Raw genomic sequence first — 15,452 nt, forward strand, 5'->3', positions numbered from 1 at the left:
AGTTGCGCAAGGTCTTTCCGGTGCCGGCCCGGCCGGCGCCACGCAGCCGGCTCGCCGGCGCGGCCCCCTGGCTGGTCGCCGCCTGCATCGTCGGCTACGCGCTTTTCGCCGGCGGCTACCCGGCCACCGTCGTCGGCTTTGCCCTGATCTACGCCATCTTCGTGTCTGGCCTGAACATCTTCATGGGGTTGACTGCCCAGGTCTCCTTCGGACAGAGCGCCTTCGCGGCGGTCGGCGGCTACGCCTCGGCGATCCTGACGACGCAGTACGAATGGAGCTGGCTTCCCGCCATGGCCGCCGGCATCCTCGCCGCGCTGGCGGCGGCCTTCGCCATCGGCTACCCGACCCTGCGGCTCAAGGGGCATTACCTGTCGATGGCGACGCTCGCCGTCGGGTTGATCGCCCACGAGATCGCGGTGGAGTGGGAAAGCGTCACAATGGGCTATCTCGGCATTTCCGGGATTCCGCCCATCGACATCGCCGGCCATGAGCTGGCAAGCGACCGCGCGGTGCTGATCATGCTCAGCCTCTGCGTCGCCGCGACCGTGTTCGCCGTTGCACGAATCCGCAGCTCCCGCCTGGGTCGCGCCTTCGCCGGTCTCGCCGGCAGCGAGGACGCTGCCCGCGCGCTGGGCATCGACGTGGCGCGTTACAAGCTGGTCTCCTTCCTGCTGGCTGCCGCCTTTGCCTCCTTCTCCGGCTCGCTGTTCGTCCATGTGGTCGGCTATGTCAGTCCGGAGGTGTTCAGCCTGCATATGGTGATCCTCTCCTTCACCATGCTGTATGTCGGCGGCATCGGCACAGTCGCAGGACCGGTGATCGGCGCGCTGGTGGTCAGCGTCTTGCCGGAAACCTTCCGCGCCTTCCGCGACTACCAGGACTTGGCCTACGGAACCGCGCTGATCCTGCTGCTGATTTTCGCCCCGCGTGGGCTGGCGGGCCTGTTCGCCGCGCTCGACCGGAAACCGGCCCCCGGCCCTGGGCTTGATCGTGGAAAAGGGGAGACGGCGCCATGACCGCCTGTCTGGAAGTCCGCGACGCCACCCGCAACTTCGGCGGTCTCGTCGCGGTGAACGCGGTCAGTTTCCAGGTGATGCCGCGTAGCGTCACTGCAGTGATCGGACCGAACGGGGCCGGCAAGACCACCCTGTTCAACCTGATCTCCGGCGCCATCGCGCCCAGCTCCGGCCGCATCCTGTTCGAGGGCACCGACATCACCCGCGAGGCGCCGGAGGCCAAGGCCGCGCGCGGTCTGATCCGCACCTTCCAGCTGGTGAAGCTGTTCGCCGATCTCAGCGCGGTAGAGAATGTGAAGGTCGGTTTCCACCTGCGCAGTCGGGGCGGATTGCTGGCGGCCCTGCTGCGCCCGCGCCGGGTCCGCGAGATGGAGACGGCGATCGAACTGCGCGCCCGCGAACTGCTGGAGCTGGTCGGACTGGGCGCCGCGGCCGACCTGCCGGCCTCGGCCCTCAGTTACGGACAGGGCCGGCTGCTGGAGGTTGCCCGCGCGCTGGCCGCGGAACCGAAGCTGCTGATGCTGGACGAGCCGGCGGCCGGGCTGAACGCCGACGAGACGGCACGGCTGTCCTCCCTGATCCGCCGCATCGCCGAGGAGGGCACCGCGGTCCTGCTGATCGAGCACGACATGCATCTGGTGATGAACACCGCCGACGATGTGGTGGTGGTCGATTTCGGCAAGAAGATCGCCCAGGGCGCGCCCGACCACATCCGTCAGGATCCGGCCGTCATCGCCGCCTATCTCGGCTGACGGGGGAGGAGACCCATGGACGCAACGCTCATCGGCCAGAGTCTGGTCAGCGGTCTCGGCATCGGCTGTGTCTACGGCCTGATCGGGATCGGCTTCTGCGTGATCTACAACGCCAGCGGCATCGTGAATTTCGCCCAGGGCGCCTTCGTCATGCTGGGCGGCATGATCACCCATGTGCTGTTGGTGCGCGGCGAGTTGCCCTACGGCCTCGCCATCCTGCTGGCGGTGCTGATCGTGGCCCTGCTCGGCGTGGCGGTCGAGCGGGTGGTGGTTCGCCCCTTGTGGAACCGCAACGCCCCGATGTTCGTGATGATCCTGGCGACGCTCGCCGCACAGATCGTCATCGAGCGCCTGACCTATCTGGCGGTCGACGATCAGCCCAAGACGCTGCCGGTCTTCACCGACCTGCCGCCCGTCATGCTGCGCGGGATCGCCGTCAACATTCAGTCGCTGTGGATCGTCGCGGGATCGCTCGCCATCGTGGCGCTGCTGGCGCTGTTCTTCAAGACCACGCGCATCGGCAAGGCGATGCGGGCCTGCGCGATCAACCGCGAGGCGGCGGCACTGCAGGGCATCCCGGTCCATTCGATGCTGGCGCTGGCCTTCGCTCTCAGCGCTGGGCTGGGCGCCGTCGCCGGCATTATGCTGACGCCGACGCAATACACTGCCTTCGACGTCGGCGTGCCTTTCGCCATCTCCGGCTTCATCGCCGCCATCATCGGCGGCTTCGGTCGGCCCTTCGGCGCCTTCCTCGGCGGGCTGATGTTGGGCGTGATACAGGCGGTCGCCATTCTCGCCTTCGGGGCCGGACTGAAGACCATCGTCGCCTTGTCGATTCTGCTGCTTTTCCTGTTCGTGCGCCCGTCCGGCATCCTCGGACCGGCCAGATGAGCCGTGCCACCGGCGCCCCCTCACTTTCGGAGATCGATGAGATGACACTTCCCAATGTCGACTGGGACGCGCTGCCCTGGACCCCGGTGCGCCCGGGGGTGGAGCGCAAGGTCTTCACCGGCGAGGGCGCCACGCTGGCGCTGCATCGCCTGATGCCGGGCCACGAGCCGCGCCCACACAGCCATGTGCATGAGCAGATCGTCTTCATCCTGGCCGGCACCATCCGCTTCCACGTCAATGGCGAGCAGCATCTGGTCGGCCCGAACGGCCTGCTCGCCATTCCGCCCAACGCCGAGCATTGGGGGGAAGTCGTCGGCGACGAGCCGGTTCTGAACCTGGACATCTTCACGCCGAAGAGACCAGAATATTTGTAACACAAACGAACGATCCACCATTCGACGCAGTGCACCAGTGCAACAAGGGAACAGTGCCGGTGAATCTCTTCTCCCTTCTGGATCAGGCGGCAACCCGGTTCCCCGAGCGCGGGGCGGTGTTCCGCGGCACCGAGCCGGTCCACAGCTTCGCGGAGCTGCGCTCGCGCGCGCTGCGCATCGCCGGCGGGCTGCGGGCCTCGGGGCAGCCGGGCGACCGCATCGCCATCGCGACGGAGAATGTGCCGGAATATGTCGAACTGTTCTTCGCCATCTGGGCGGCCGGCATGGCGGCGACGCCGGTGAACGCCAAGCTGCATCCGCGCGAGCTGGTGCAGATCCTGGAGGATTCCGCCGCGACCACCGTCTTCGTCTCGCCCAAGCTGGCCCCCGGATTGGAACAGGCGCTTGACGGATCGCCGGCATCCTCCTGCCGCCGGATCGTCATCGGCGGGAGCGATTACGCGGCGCTGACGGCGGCGGAGGAGTGGACCGGGCCGGTCGATCCCGATCCGCAGGCGCTGGGCTGGCTGTTCTACACCAGCGGCACCACCGGCCGGTCCAAGGGGGCGATGCTGTCGCACCGCAACCTGCTGGCCATGACCATCGCCCATCTCGCCGATGTCGAGGCGGTGGACGAGGAGTGCAGCCTGCTGCACGCGGCGCCGATGTCGCACGGCTCCGGCCTCTACATGGCGGCCTATGTCGCCCGCGGCGCCCGGCAGGTGGTTCCGGCCTCGTCGGCCTTCGAACCGGCGGAGTTCCTCGATCTCTGCGACCGCCACCCCGGCTGCGGCGCCTTCCTGGCCCCGACCATGGTGCAGAGGCTGCGGCTGGAGGCGGAGCGCGGCGGGCGCCGGCCGGCCAACCTGCGCTCCATCGTCTATGGCGGCGGCCCGATGTATGTGGAGGAACTGCGGCGGTCGCTGGCGGTCTTCGGGCCGGTCTTCGTCCAGATCTACGGCCAGGGCGAGGCACCGATGACCATCACGTCCTTGCGCCGCCGCGACCATGCCGCGGACGACGATGCGGTGCTGGGGTCGGTCGGCTTCGCCCGCAGCGGCGTCGAGGTGGCGGTGGTGGATGCCGACGGCCGGCCGCTGCCGCCCGGCGAGGTGGGCGAGATCGTCTGCCGCGGCGACGTGGTGATGGCGGGCTATTGGAACAACGCCAGGGCGACGGCCGAGGCGCTGCGCGGCGGCTGGCTCTACACCGGCGACATGGGGTCGTTCGACCGGCACGGCTACCTGACCCTGCGCGACCGCTCGAAGGACGTCATCATCAGCGGCGGCACCAACATCTACCCGCGCGAGGTCGAGGAGGTGCTGCTGCGCCATCCGGACGTCGCCGAGGTCTGCGTCACCGGCCAGCCCGATCCCGAATGGGGCGAGATCGTCGTCGCCTTCATCGTCGCCGAAGCCGGCCGCGACATTTCCCCCGACAGCCTCGACGCCCATTGCAACGCCAGCATCGCCCGCTTCAAGCGGCCCAAGCGTTACCTGTTCGTCGAGGCGCTGCCGAAAAACAACTACGGCAAGGTGGTGAAGCGCGAGCTGCGGGCGCGTCTGGTTGCCGGTGCACAAGACAAGAATGGAGAGAAAGCCATGGCTGATCTTGCCCCGGTTCGGTGGACACCTCAGCTATGAGGTGGCCCCCGTTTCCCGGTTCTCCCGCGCTTTGCGTAGATTAGGCTGCGAGGAGGACGCGACGGCGCAGCAACTCGAAGCTGGCACGTCCGTACATTTGACGCTTGATCAGCTTCAACTTGTTGACCTGCCCCTCCGCCTGCCCGCTGCTCCAGGGCATGGTGAGGGCCGCCTTGACGGCTGCCTCGTCCTGTCTCACACCGGCGGCGAAGGTTTCGACGGCCGGAATGCCGCAGGCCAGCGCGTCTGTGAGCCAAGTGTCCAAAACGGCGGAGGGGTTGGCGGGACGCGCACAGGTGACGCCAACCCACCCTTGCGCGCCGGCGAGCCGCCGGGTGCGGCGCGCCCGCGGCGACAAAAGCTCTGGCACGGGTTCAGCGAAGGTCCGGCGCGGACAGATCGGGTTGCGGCAATAGAACCGACGAACGAGAAGGTTGATGTGGACGGCGCTCCCCAGGCTCGGAAGGTCAGCGGGATGCCGATGGTACCGGCTATGAACAGATTGGCTCGGCCGATGACAGGATGGACAGCATGCGTGGGAATGCTTGACCTGGGCAGCCACATGAAGACCAGCCGCGCCAACAGGTTCCACCGTTACGACACGGCAGTCCGGGATCACAAAAAGCTCTTGCATGCTCCATTACATGAGATATCCCGACGGCGCCGGCACCAGCGTTGTCAGCTTTTTCCACGCAAAGCGCGGGAGAACCGGGAAACGAGGACTACCTCAGGCGACGGCGGCCAGGATCAGGACCGCCGCCACGAGGCATAGGGCGGCAAGCAGCAATTGCAGCCGCAACCCGCGCGGGCTGACCAGGGTCGGCGGCTGGTCGAAATCCTCGGTTGTCGTAAGCCGCTCCAGCGCCTTGCGGCGGAACAGCCGTTCGGCACCCTGCGGTCCGGCTTCAGTCCGGCTCATGGAATCCCTTGTCCTAGAGGCTTCGGCATGCGCGTCGGCGTTGAAAGACAAGAAATTTTGTTGTGAAGCTGAAACAGTTCCATGTCAGTCCTGACACCGCTTATTGCTTGCACCCCTTTGTTTCGCACGCATAATGGTTAGAGAGCATCCGGATTGTCCAGCGGACTTCGCAGGGTCTCCATCTCTTCCAGAGTGTGCATGATCGGGATCGCTGGCGTGAAGGATCGGGTTGGGATGAACGATGTCACGGCGCCGAACGGCGGCATCGCCGGCCTTCGCTTCGCGCCGCTGTCCGGCAATGCCGCCGCATTCGCCACTCTCGGTTTTCCCCGGCTGGCTCCGGTGCTGAATCAACTGGAGCCGCCTTGGGTGGCCGTTGGCGCCACGGTCGGCGGGCTACCGGCCGGTCTGGCGCTGGGGCAGAGTCAGGATGATGGGGCAAGACTGCTGTCGCTGACGGTCGCGCGCAGCCTGCGCAACCGCGGCATTGGCCGAACCCTTGCCGCGGAGTGGGGAAAGGCCGCCGCCGCGGCGGGCGCCAGCGGTCTGATCACCGCCTTTTCGGACAAACTGCCGGAACGCGCGGCGCTGGCCGCGACCCTGTCGGCGGCCGGCTGGAACGCGCCGCGCCTGACCCATGTCCGGGCGATCGGCGAGGCGGCGCCGATGGTCGAGGCGGTCGGCAGCTGGCCGTCGCTGGCCGGCCGGCTGCGCGATCCCGAGGGGTTCAGCTTCGATCCCTGGCGGACGTCGGACGCCGCCGACCGCGCCGCCCTCGCCGCGCTGGCCGCGGAACCCGAACATCTGCCCCTGATGCATCCCGATGTCCGTGCCGAATTGATCGAACCCGCCTGCTCCGTCGCGGTGCGGCGGCAGGGCGTTCTGGTCGGCTGGGTGCTGGCGGAGCGGGCGGAAAGCGTGCCGCTCGACGGCTATCGCGACCGGCCGGCGATCGATTACCGCAGCGCTTATCTGGCGCGGTCGCTCTGGCATACGGGAATGCTGGTCGGGGCCTATTGGCATGCCTATGCCCGGCAGGTGGCCGCCTTCGGTCCGACCTCCATCGCCATGTTCGGCACCATGTTCCCCCGCATGATGTCGCTGGTCCGCCGCCGCTTCGCCCCGATTTCGCTGCGGGTGGACGAGACCTTCGAGATGATCCGCGAACCCGCGACCGGTTCGCCATGATCGCCGGCCGCAAAGCTTCCTTCAGCCCTTCACCCAATCGCCAACTGGAGCATTTCCGAAATGAGCAACATTGACTTCGAGCAGATGTACGGCGCCGACGCCATTGCCGCGGCGGCGGAACGGCTGAAGACCGACGACGCATTCCGTGCCGAGGCTCAGGCCGACCTGAACGCGGCCGTGAAGCGTCATTATGATGTCGACCTGCCGATGCAGATGAAGCTGATCGACTCCGATGGAGAACTGCTTGCCGTTCCGGCCGAGGACAGCCAGGCGGAGCTGAGCGACGAGGAACTCGACATGGTTGCCGGCGGCTTCCCGCCCACCGGTTTTGGCCAGAAGGAAACGAAGAAGGGTTCCGGCTTCGGCCGCTGAGGTCTTCCGAACCGGCAGGCGTTGCGTCTTGCGGAGAAATTCCCCGCGGACGCAACGCTCAGCAAGAATGAGCAACTCCCCACCATCGATTTTGGCCCGTCTAGGTCAAGACCGGCGCCGAAGGCGGACGGCGACGCCCGAACTGCGACAGAGCGAGATCGCCGAGTGCGGTCTGGCGGCGCTTGGCATCATGCTGGCCCATCACGGTTGTCCGGTTCCCCTGGAGCAGTTGCGGGCCGACGCGGGGTCGACCCGTCTCGGCGTCAATGCCCGCACCCTGATCCGCATCGCCCGCGACCACGGCATGCTCGCCCGTGCCTTCCGCACCGAGCCGGATCGTCTGTCCTCCCTCGGCTTTCCCCTGATCGCCCACAGCCGCTTCATCCATTTCGTCGTGGTGGAGGCCGAGACCCGCGACGGGATTCTGGTCAACGACCCGGGCGGCGGGCCGCATGTCATGGGCTGGGACGAAGTCGACGACTCCTTCACCGGCATCGCCATCACCATCCAGCCGCCGGAGCCCGGCGCACACCGTCCGCAGGGGGAGTGGCGTCCGCCAACACCGGCGCGGGCGCTGGTGACGCGGCTTCGACCGCAAGCGGGTATCATGGCCGCCATTCTTCTGTCAGCAGCACTCGGCCGCGCCGCCGCTGTGGGTGCGGCACTCGCGGCCGGGAGTTGGGCAGACGGCGGTGCCGGCCTGATCCCGCTGGCGGGCGCCAGTGCCGCCGCGGTCGCTGCCGGCTGGGGACGGGACCAGCTGATCGCGCTTCTGGGCATGAGGCTGGCCGACGACACCGCCGCGGGCGTGTTCGGCCGGCTGCGGCGGATGCCTGCCGTCTGGTTCGCCCGCCGGGATATGGCACAGGTGCTGGAGGTGCCTCTGGCGGGCGGTGCGCTGCAACGGCACATCGGCGACATCATGCGGCTGGTGGAGCTTCCGCTGCTGCTCTTCCCGGTCGCAGCCGCCTTTTGGCTCGACAGGTGGAGCGGGGCGGTGCTGCTGCTGACCCTCATCCCGGCCCTGACCGCGCTTGCCACGGTTCATCTCCGGCGCGGTGCCGTGGCGGCACGCCGGGATGCACCGGCACCGCTGGTTCCGGACGGCGGAACCATCACGACGCTCGACACCCACAGGACCGGTGGGCGCGATGGCGAGGTTCTGGCCCAGCTTGCCGGCCGCCATGCGGTGCAGACCATCTGGCGGCAGAAGTCGGTGGCCCGCCATGCGTGGCTCATGGGGGTGCTCACCGGCCTCGCCGGGATTGGTCTTGCGGCTGTGTTGGTGACGGGCCTCGCCGCCGGCCGGATCGGGAGCGGTGGAGTGGTGGCGCTCGCCGCGCTGACGCTGGCGGCACATCGGCAGGTCCTGCGTCTGGACCGCGTCATGCCGGCGCTGCAGGATTTGAAAGCCGCCCTGCATCGCCTGGACGATCTGGAAGCGGCGGTAGCCGAGGCGGAGTATCCCCCTGCGGCAGAGCGCCCGGCCGCCCGTCTCTGCGTCCAGTCCGCCGGGTTCGAACCATCGCCACAGGCGCCGCCGGTCCTGTCTGGGCTCGATCTGTGTCTCGAACCGGGAGAGCGGCTGGGGGTCTGCGGCCCCTCCGGTTCCGGCAAATCGGTGCTGGCCAAGCTCTCGTGCGGGCTGCTGGAACCCTCGTCCGGAGGCGTTCTGCTGGACGGCCGGCCGGTCGCGACGGTTGCCCGCCAATGTCCCGGCACGGTGGCCCTTGTCGACCGGTCCAGTCCGGTGATCGCCGGCACGATCGCCGATAACCTGCGGGTCGGCGACCTCTCCGCAACCGACGCGGCGTTGATTGCGGCGCTGGAGCAGGTCCGGCTGTGGAGCGATCTGGAACCGCGCGGCGGCCTTTCCCTGGAACTGGCCGAAGGCGGCCCGGAACTCAGCGGCGGACAGCGACGCCGGTTGGCCTTGGCGCGGGTGCTTCTGCGCAACCCGGTCCTGCTGGTGATCGACGATGCTCTGGATGCGCTGGAGCCCGATTTGGCGCGTCGGATCCTCGACAGGCTGCAGCACCCCGACCGCATTGTCCTGGTGACCAGCCGGCGCCCGGCGACGCTGGAGGGCTGCGAACACCGCCTTCACCTTGACCCGTCGGCGGCCGGGGCGGAAATGCCGTCGTGACCGCCAGCGCAGGCGACATCGTGGACGGGCTGCGCACCCTGATCCGCGGCGGGATCCGCAAGGGCGGCGGGGAAGCGGACTTGCGCGCGGCGGCCCCGGCCTTTGGAATGCGCCTGCGCCGGGTGCGCTTGCCGCCGGGCAGCCGGGGAACGACGCCCTGGTGGCAGCGCGACCAGGGGCCGCTGTTGGCCTTCCGGCAGATCGATGGCGGACCGGTGCTGCTGCTTCCCGACCGGCGTGGCGGCTATCGTCTGGAGGAGGCCGACGGCCGCTCCCGCCCGGTGGATGCGACTTTTGCCGCGACGCTTTCCCCCGATGCCTGCGCCCCTGTCCGCGCCGGAGGTGTCGAGCCGCTGACGCCGGCGCGATGGCTGAAAGTTGCGTTGAGCGATGGTCGGACCGACCGGATGCTGGCGCTGTTCGCGGCGTCCTGCGGTGGCGTCGCGGCGGTGCTGCCGGCGGTGGCGGTGCTGCTGCTGGGCGAGCGCGCCTTGGCGGGCGGCACGACGGCAGTCGCCGCCCTGGCCGTGGTTCTCCTGCTCGCGGCGGTGGCGGCCGGACTGTGCGAACGGGCGCGGCGGGTCGCCTCGGCACGCTCCGGCGCGGCCTCAGACCTCGGACTGCATGGCCTGCTGTGGGAGCGGCTTTTGGCTGTGCCGCCCGGCATGTTGCGGGCGGTTGCCGGTGCCGTTCAGGAAGACCGGCTGCGCGACGGCATCACCGCGATGCAGCAGGCGGTCGCACGCCGCCATGCGATGGTCGAGGCTTTGGTGCGGCTGGGGCCGGCGCTGGCGGTAATGGGATGGGCCGCAGCTTGGCCGGCGCTTGCAGGCGGGTTCATGATTATCGTGGGCGGGATGCTGCACGCGTGGCTTTTGCGCCGGTCCGCCCGGATACGGCGGGCGGGGCGGGATGCGGCGGCGGACTCCTGGCACAGAATCGAACTGCCGGCCGCCAGCCTGCCGCAGCTTCGCCTTCTGGGGTCCGATCGTTGGGCGACGGACCGGGCGATGGCGGCCTTGCGCAACCTATCCGCCCAGGTCGGGCTCGCAACGGCACGCAGGGCCGATGCCGAAGCGGTCGCACAGGCTCTGATGTTGGGAGTGCCGCTTCTGGTCGGCGGATTGGCGATGCGGGTGGGCAGCGGCCTGCCCGTCGCAGCCGCCGCAGCCTTGGCGGCATTGCCGGCGGTGCGGACCGTGCTGGGGTTGGCGGGTGCGTTCGGCCGGCTTCCCGATGGCGAACTGATCGCCCCCCTGCGCCCGCTGCTGGAGGCGGCACCCGACAGTCCGCCCGGCGCGCCCGATCCCGGACCGGTGGAGCGCCTGGACCTCTGCGACGTCACCTTCACCCATCCGGGAGCGCCGGAGCCCTGCCTGCGCGGCGTGTCACTCAGCCTTGCGCGAGGGCAGGTGGTGGCGGTTGCCGGCCCGTCCGGCAGCGGAAAAACCACGCTGATCGCGCTGGCGCTCGGTCTGCTTCGGCCGGATTCGGGGACGGTGCGGATCAATGGCCGCGACCTTCGCAGCCTGGATGCCGCCGCCGTTCGTGGGCGCGTCGGCGCCGTTCTGCAGGACGAGCAGATCGGGGTGGCGACCATCAGGTCGGTCATCCTGGGCATGGCGCCACTGCCGGTGGAGCGCGCGTGGGAGGCGGCGCGGCTGGTCCGGCTCGACGCTGACATCGCGGCTCTGCCGATGGGCATCCAGACGCTGGTGGGAGAGGACTCCTTCCCGGCCGGATTGATGCAGCGGCTGCTGATCGCCCGCGCGCTGGCCCGCGATCCGGACCTCCTGGTCCTCGACGAGGCGACTGCCGCGCTGGACGAGGATATCCAGGCCGCCCTGTTCGCCGATCTGCGCGCCCGCGGCATCGCCGTGCTGGTGGCGAGCCACCGCCCGTCCACACTCGCGCTCGCCGACCAAGTGCTCGACCTGTCCGGCTCGGCACAAAGCTGACCGGCCGGCTGCAAGCCGCTCACCGATACCCTTTCATCGGTATTCGGGCCGCCGCGCCAGCCCGTCCTTCAGGTGCCGGATGGCCGCATGCACCTTCGCCGGCACGTGCCGTTTCTGCGGATAGACCGCCCACACCGCGGTATTGGGCGGCCGGTGACGGTCCAGCAGGGAAACCAGCCGTCCCTCCGCCACCGGCCCGCGCACGTAATAGTCCGGCAACTGGCACAGCCCGAACCCGCGCAGTGCCGCGTCCAGCACCGAGAAGCCGCTGTTGCAGCGCCAGCGTCCGCGCGGACGGAGCAGCCAGTCCTGACCGTTGTCGTCGAACAGCCAATGGTCGGTGGTGCCGATCAGGCATTGGTGGCTGCTGAGGCTCGCAAGACTGTCAGGGGTGCCGTGGCGTTCCAGATAGGTCGGGGCGGCGCACAGATGCATGACGCGCGGGGCGATGCGCGTCGCCACCAGACTCGATTCACTGAGTCGTCCGAGCCGGATCGCCAGATCGTAGCCTTCCTGCACGAGATCGAGCTGCCGGTTGGTCAACTCCACCTCGATGCTCAGTTGCGGGTGGCGCTCCATCAGGTCGTTGATCAGCGGCATGATGAACTGCTCGCCATAGGCGGTGGCGCTGGTCATGCGCAGCAGCCCCTTCACCTCGCTGTCGCTGCCGCCCTGCAGCGCGCCGACCGCGAGAAAGGCGTCGTCGCGCTGTTCCGCCAGCCGCTGGCAGCGGGCGAGGAAGGCCCGGCCGCTCTCGGTCAGGCTGACCTTGCGGGTGGTGCGGTAGAACAGGCGGGCCTGCAGCCGGTCCTCCAGCCGCGCGACGCTGCGGCTGACATGGGAGGAGGAAACCCGCAGCCGCTCCGCCGCGCGGGAGAAGCTGCCGCTTTCCGCCACCGCCACGAACTCGTCGATGCCGTCCCAGCCGCTCATCGAATTACACCCTGAACCCGCAGCATTATCCCCGTACCGCAAAAATCTATTCCCGAAATCGCCATTCTGGCAATGACCCGAGGCGTTTACACTGTGGGAATCAAAAAGCCATCCGCATTGGGGAAGGAAACCCACATGGTTCTGTCGCGCGCCGCCGTCGCCTGGGAAGCCAACCGTCCGCTGGAGATCGAAGAAGTCGAGGTCGCGGCGCCGAAGGCCGGCGAGGTGATGGTCCGCATCGTCGCCACCGGCGTCTGCCACACCGACGCCTACACGCTGTCCGGCAAGGATTCCGAAGGCGTGTTCCCCTGCATCCTCGGCCATGAGGGCGGCGGTGTGGTGGTGGAGGTCGGCCCCGGCGTCACGTCCGTGGCGGTCGGCGACCACGTCATCCCGCTCTACACGCCGGAATGCGGCAAGTGCAAATTCTGCCTGTCCGGCAAGACCAACCTGTGCCAGGCGATCCGCGCCACCCAGGGCAAGGGCCTGATGCCGGACGGCACCAGCCGCTTCTCCCTGAAGGGCAAGCAGATCGCCCACTATATGGGCACCTCGACCTTCTCCGAATACACGGTGCTGCCGGAAATCGCGCTCGCCAAGATCAACAAGGCCGCCCCGCTGGAGAAGGTCTGCCTGCTGGGCTGCGGCGTCACCACCGGCATGGGCGCGGTGATGAACACCGCCAAGGTGGAGCCGGGTTCGACCGTCGCCGTCTTCGGCCTGGGCGGCATCGGCCTGTCGGCCATCATCGGCGCCACCATGGCGAAGGCCAGCCGCATCATCGGCGTCGACATCAACCCGTCGAAGTTCGAGATCGCCAAGCAGCTGGGCGCCACCGACGTCATCAACCCGATGGACTATGATCGCCCGATCCAGGAAGTGCTGGTCGAACTGACCGACGGCGGCGTCGATTACAGCTTCGAGTGCATCGGCAACGTCAAGGTGATGCGCGCCGCGCTGGAATGCTGCCACAAGGGCTGGGGCGAGTCGGTCATCATCGGCGTCGCCGGCGCCGGCGAGGAGATCTCCACCCGTCCGTTCCAGCTGGTCACCGGCCGCGTCTGGCGCGGTTCCGCCTTCGGCGGCGTCAAGGGCCGGTCGGAGCTGCCGGAATATGTGGAGCGCTATCTGCGCGGCGAGTTCGAACTGGACACCTTCATCACCCACACCATGGGTCTGGAGGAAATCAACCACGCCTTCGACCTGATGCATGAGGGCAAGAGCATCCGCTCCGTCATCCTCTACAACCAGTAAGGTGACGAGGGCTCCCTTCTCCATATTGGGGGAGGGAGCCTTGCCGCCATCGATTTTCAAAAGGCGTTTCCATGACCGACCCCCTGACCACCCTGTCGGAAACCCGTGTCTTCGGCGGCCGGCTGAAACGGGTGCGGCACCAGTCCGCGGCGGTGAATTGCGAGATGACCTTCGCGATCTTCCTGCCGCCGCAGGTGGAGGACGGCGCGACGGTTCCGGTCTTCTATTGGCTGTCGGGCCTGACCTGCACCGACGAGAACTTCACCCAGAAGGCCGGCGCCTTCCGCGTCGCGGCGGAGCTTGGCATCGCCATCGTCGCCCCCGACACCAGCCCGCGCGGGGAGGGGGTGCCCGGCGATCCCGACGGCGCGTGGGACTTCGGACAGGGCGCCGGATTCTATGTCGATGCGACGGAGGAGCCCTGGGCGCGCAACTACCGCATGCATGACTATGTGACGCGGGAGCTGCCGGCGCTGATCGAGGCGAATTTCCCGGTCACCGACCGCCGGTCCGTCGCCGGCCATTCGATGGGCGGGCATGGCGCGCTGGTCTGCGCGCTGAAGCATCCCGGCTTCTACAAGGCGGTGTCGGCCTTCGCCCCCATCGTCAACCCGGCGGCGGTGCCCTGGGGCGAGAAGGCCTTCGGGCGCTATCTGGGGCCGGACCGCGACCGCTGGCTGGAGTGGGACGCCTGCGCGCTGATCAAGAGCGCACCGGAGCGGCTGCCGATCCTGATCGACCAGGGAGACCGCGACAGCTTCCTGGAGGCGCAGTTGAAGCCGGAGGCGCTGGTCGCCGCGGCGCAGGAGGTCGGATACCCGGTCACGCTGCGCATGCAGCCGGGCTACGACCACAGCTATTTCTTCATCAGCACGTTTATCGAGGACCATCTGCGCCATCATTGGGCGGCGCTGGTGGGGTAGGGGCTGATTGGGTGGGGTGTCATTGCCCCCACCCCGACCCTCCCCCGCTTTGCGGGAGAGGGAGTTAAGTGCAAGGGCAGCGGAGTTCCCTCTCCCGCGAAGCGGGGGAGGGTTAGGGAGGGGGCAGAACGCATCCCCCATTGATACTCGGCGTCAAGCCACCCGCCGCGTCAGATGGTTGTCCCACCGGTAGGCCGGCGCCTTGCGCTCCGGCCCCGCTTCGGCGCTGACCGACACCGGCTCGATCACGCCAAGCCCGCTGGTCGCCAGATAGCCCTCGCAGTTCGGCGCGAGCCCGCAGCCGTCGGCCAGCGCGGTGGAGCCGAGCCATGCCCCATCGGCAGCGTTCCACAGCCCGATGAGCCCGCCCATCGGCGAGCTGGCGGCCACCGTCCTGCCATCCGACGCGACGCTGCCGATGTAGCCCTGCATGCGTGACAGCACATCCTCCGGCGCGTCGAACAGGCGAACCGCGCCACTACCGGGACGGTGGGCGCCGGTCAGGGGCTGCAGCATGCCGATGGGCCGCTCGTCCTGCACGCCGAAGGCGACCCCGCCGTCGTCCAGCAGGGCGATGTGGCGAATGCCGAGATTGGCATGCTCCTCCGGCAGGCGGACCTTGTCGAGCAGCTTGCCGGTCGCCGCCTCGACATAGGTCAGCGAACTGTCCATGCTGTCGAGGTTCAGCTTCGCCCGGCCGGTATCGGGATGGGTGATGACGCCGCCGTTGGCGACGGCCAGGGTCGAGCCGTCGCGCATCAGGATCAGCTCGTGCGGACCGAGCCCATGGGTCGGAATGACGCCGATCCGGCGATAGCCGTCGGTGGCGTCGTAGACGCCGATGGCGCCCTCCTCGCGCGGGACGTCATCCTCGGCGACATAGAGGATGCGGCCGTTGGCGGAATAATCGCCATGGCCGGTGAAGCGGCGGTCGTCGGGCGCCCGCACCACCGGGCCGGGGGTGCCGTCGGCCAGCGACAAGGTTTGGAACCAACGGCCAGGCCGGCGGGCGAAGACGACCGCCTCCGCCACGCCGGGACGCGGCATGATGGCATGGGCGCGGCCGGGCGTGGCGGGGGGGGA

The 15,452-nt window shown here is 68.6% G+C and carries 15 protein-coding genes and 1 pseudogene; 11 read left to right on the forward strand and 5 right to left on the reverse strand.

Annotation, left to right across the window (positions count from 1 at the left end; all coding sequences use genetic code 11):
- Nucleotides 1–2 precede the first annotated feature (2 nt).
- From TSO5_RS06985 to TSO5_RS07005, 5 genes are read left to right on the forward strand one after another with little or no spacing between them, the layout of a single operon-like run.
- Complete coding sequence (locus TSO5_RS06985) at nucleotides 3–1,016, forward strand: branched-chain amino acid ABC transporter permease (RefSeq protein ID WP_158282380.1); 1,014 nt, start codon at nucleotides 3–5, stop codon at nucleotides 1,014–1,016.
- On the forward strand, nucleotides 1,013–1,768 hold the full coding sequence (locus TSO5_RS06990) for an ABC transporter ATP-binding protein (RefSeq protein WP_109150922.1): 756 nt from the start codon (nucleotides 1,013–1,015) through the stop codon (nucleotides 1,766–1,768). Before TSO5_RS06985 ends, TSO5_RS06990 begins: the two co-directional genes overlap by 4 nt.
- 15 nt (nucleotides 1,769–1,783) lie before the next feature.
- Nucleotides 1,784–2,659, forward strand: a complete 876-nt coding sequence (locus tag TSO5_RS06995; protein ID WP_109150923.1) for a branched-chain amino acid ABC transporter permease — start codon at nucleotides 1,784–1,786, stop codon at nucleotides 2,657–2,659.
- The gene (locus TSO5_RS07000) at nucleotides 2,656–3,033 is read left to right on the forward strand and encodes a cupin domain-containing protein (RefSeq protein ID WP_199230825.1); all 378 of its coding nucleotides are present in this window, start codon (nucleotides 2,656–2,658) and stop codon (nucleotides 3,031–3,033) included. Before TSO5_RS06995 ends, TSO5_RS07000 begins: the two co-directional genes overlap by 4 nt.
- A gap of 59 nt (nucleotides 3,034–3,092) precedes the next feature.
- The gene (locus TSO5_RS07005; RefSeq protein ID WP_109150924.1) at nucleotides 3,093–4,676 is read left to right on the forward strand and encodes an AMP-binding protein; all 1,584 of its coding nucleotides are present in this window, start codon (nucleotides 3,093–3,095) and stop codon (nucleotides 4,674–4,676) included.
- Nucleotides 4,677–4,716: 40 nt separating this feature from the next.
- Here TSO5_RS07005 and TSO5_RS33250 read toward each other — a convergent pair whose 3' ends face one another.
- From TSO5_RS33250 to TSO5_RS07015, 3 genes and pseudogenes are all read right to left on the reverse strand, one after another.
- Nucleotides 4,717–5,046, reverse strand: a complete 330-nt coding sequence (locus TSO5_RS33250; protein ID WP_282183492.1) for a transposase — start codon at nucleotides 5,044–5,046, stop codon at nucleotides 4,717–4,719.
- 45 nt (nucleotides 5,047–5,091) lie between these two features.
- Nucleotides 5,092–5,310, reverse strand: a pseudogene (locus tag TSO5_RS33615) (transposase family protein); the annotation flags it as partial.
- A 93-nt stretch (nucleotides 5,311–5,403) separates the two neighbouring features.
- Nucleotides 5,404–5,595, reverse strand: coding sequence for a hypothetical protein (locus TSO5_RS07015; RefSeq protein WP_109150926.1), 192 nt, complete (start codon nucleotides 5,593–5,595; stop codon nucleotides 5,404–5,406).
- Nucleotides 5,596–5,829: 234 nt separating this feature from the next.
- Here TSO5_RS07015 and TSO5_RS07020 point away from each other — a divergent pair, with 234 nt between their 5' ends.
- The 4 genes from TSO5_RS07020 (at nucleotide 5,830) to TSO5_RS07035 (ending at nucleotide 11,259) form a co-directional block, all read left to right on the forward strand.
- Nucleotides 5,830–6,783, forward strand: coding sequence for a hypothetical protein (locus TSO5_RS07020; protein WP_109150927.1), 954 nt, complete (start codon nucleotides 5,830–5,832; stop codon nucleotides 6,781–6,783).
- A gap of 60 nt (nucleotides 6,784–6,843) precedes the next feature.
- Nucleotides 6,844–7,155, forward strand: a complete 312-nt coding sequence (locus TSO5_RS07025) for a hypothetical protein (protein ID WP_109150928.1) — start codon at nucleotides 6,844–6,846, stop codon at nucleotides 7,153–7,155.
- A 67-nt stretch (nucleotides 7,156–7,222) separates the two neighbouring features.
- The gene (locus TSO5_RS07030; protein WP_109150929.1) at nucleotides 7,223–9,301 is read left to right on the forward strand and encodes a cysteine peptidase family C39 domain-containing protein; all 2,079 of its coding nucleotides are present in this window, start codon (nucleotides 7,223–7,225) and stop codon (nucleotides 9,299–9,301) included.
- Entirely contained in the window at nucleotides 9,298–11,259 is a 1,962-nt protein-coding gene (locus tag TSO5_RS07035) for an ATP-binding cassette domain-containing protein (protein ID WP_109150930.1), read from the forward strand. Before TSO5_RS07030 ends, TSO5_RS07035 begins: the two co-directional genes overlap by 4 nt.
- A 33-nt stretch (nucleotides 11,260–11,292) precedes the next feature.
- On the opposite strand, the gene TSO5_RS07040 is transcribed toward TSO5_RS07035, so the two are convergent.
- On the reverse strand, nucleotides 11,293–12,192 hold the full coding sequence (locus tag TSO5_RS07040; protein WP_109150931.1) for a LysR family transcriptional regulator: 900 nt from the start codon (nucleotides 12,190–12,192) through the stop codon (nucleotides 11,293–11,295).
- A 135-nt stretch (nucleotides 12,193–12,327) separates the two neighbouring features.
- On the opposite strand from TSO5_RS07040, the gene TSO5_RS07045 reads away from it, so the two are divergent.
- On the forward strand, nucleotides 12,328–13,446 hold the full coding sequence (locus tag TSO5_RS07045; RefSeq protein ID WP_109150932.1) for an S-(hydroxymethyl)glutathione dehydrogenase/class III alcohol dehydrogenase: 1,119 nt from the start codon (nucleotides 12,328–12,330) through the stop codon (nucleotides 13,444–13,446).
- Between the two features lie 71 nt (nucleotides 13,447–13,517).
- Nucleotides 13,518–14,369, forward strand: a complete 852-nt coding sequence (gene fghA / locus TSO5_RS07050) for an S-formylglutathione hydrolase (RefSeq protein WP_109150933.1) — start codon at nucleotides 13,518–13,520, stop codon at nucleotides 14,367–14,369.
- A gap of 153 nt (nucleotides 14,370–14,522) precedes the next feature.
- Here fghA and TSO5_RS07055 read toward each other — a convergent pair.
- Nucleotides 14,523–15,452: DUF1513 domain-containing protein (locus tag TSO5_RS07055; RefSeq protein ID WP_109150936.1), on the reverse strand; the 930-nt coding region annotated here is incomplete at its 5' end.

Origin of the sequence: Azospirillum sp. TSO5 (assembly GCF_003116065.1) — a bacterium.
Classification (GTDB): domain Bacteria; phylum Pseudomonadota; class Alphaproteobacteria; order Azospirillales; family Azospirillaceae; genus Azospirillum.

Coding starts and splice junctions, on each gene's coding strand:
- TSO5_RS07040 (WP_109150931.1), bottom strand. CDS start 12,192: ATGAGCGGCTGGGACGGCATCGACGAGTTCGTGGCGGTGGCGGAAAGC.
- TSO5_RS07000 (WP_199230825.1), top strand. CDS start 2,656: ATGAGCCGTGCCACCGGCGCCCCCTCACTTTCGGAGATCGATGAGATG.
- TSO5_RS06990 (WP_109150922.1), top strand. CDS start 1,013: ATGACCGCCTGTCTGGAAGTCCGCGACGCCACCCGCAACTTCGGCGGT.
- fghA (WP_109150933.1), top strand. CDS start 13,518: ATGACCGACCCCCTGACCACCCTGTCGGAAACCCGTGTCTTCGGCGGC.
- TSO5_RS07015 (WP_109150926.1), bottom strand. CDS start 5,595: ATGAGCCGGACTGAAGCCGGACCGCAGGGTGCCGAACGGCTGTTCCGC.
- TSO5_RS07030 (WP_109150929.1), top strand. CDS start 7,223: ATGAGCAACTCCCCACCATCGATTTTGGCCCGTCTAGGTCAAGACCGG.
- TSO5_RS06995 (WP_109150923.1), top strand. CDS start 1,784: ATGGACGCAACGCTCATCGGCCAGAGTCTGGTCAGCGGTCTCGGCATC.
- TSO5_RS07045 (WP_109150932.1), top strand. CDS start 12,328: ATGGTTCTGTCGCGCGCCGCCGTCGCCTGGGAAGCCAACCGTCCGCTG.
- TSO5_RS07020 (WP_109150927.1), top strand. CDS start 5,830: ATGAACGATGTCACGGCGCCGAACGGCGGCATCGCCGGCCTTCGCTTC.
- TSO5_RS07025 (WP_109150928.1), top strand. CDS start 6,844: ATGAGCAACATTGACTTCGAGCAGATGTACGGCGCCGACGCCATTGCC.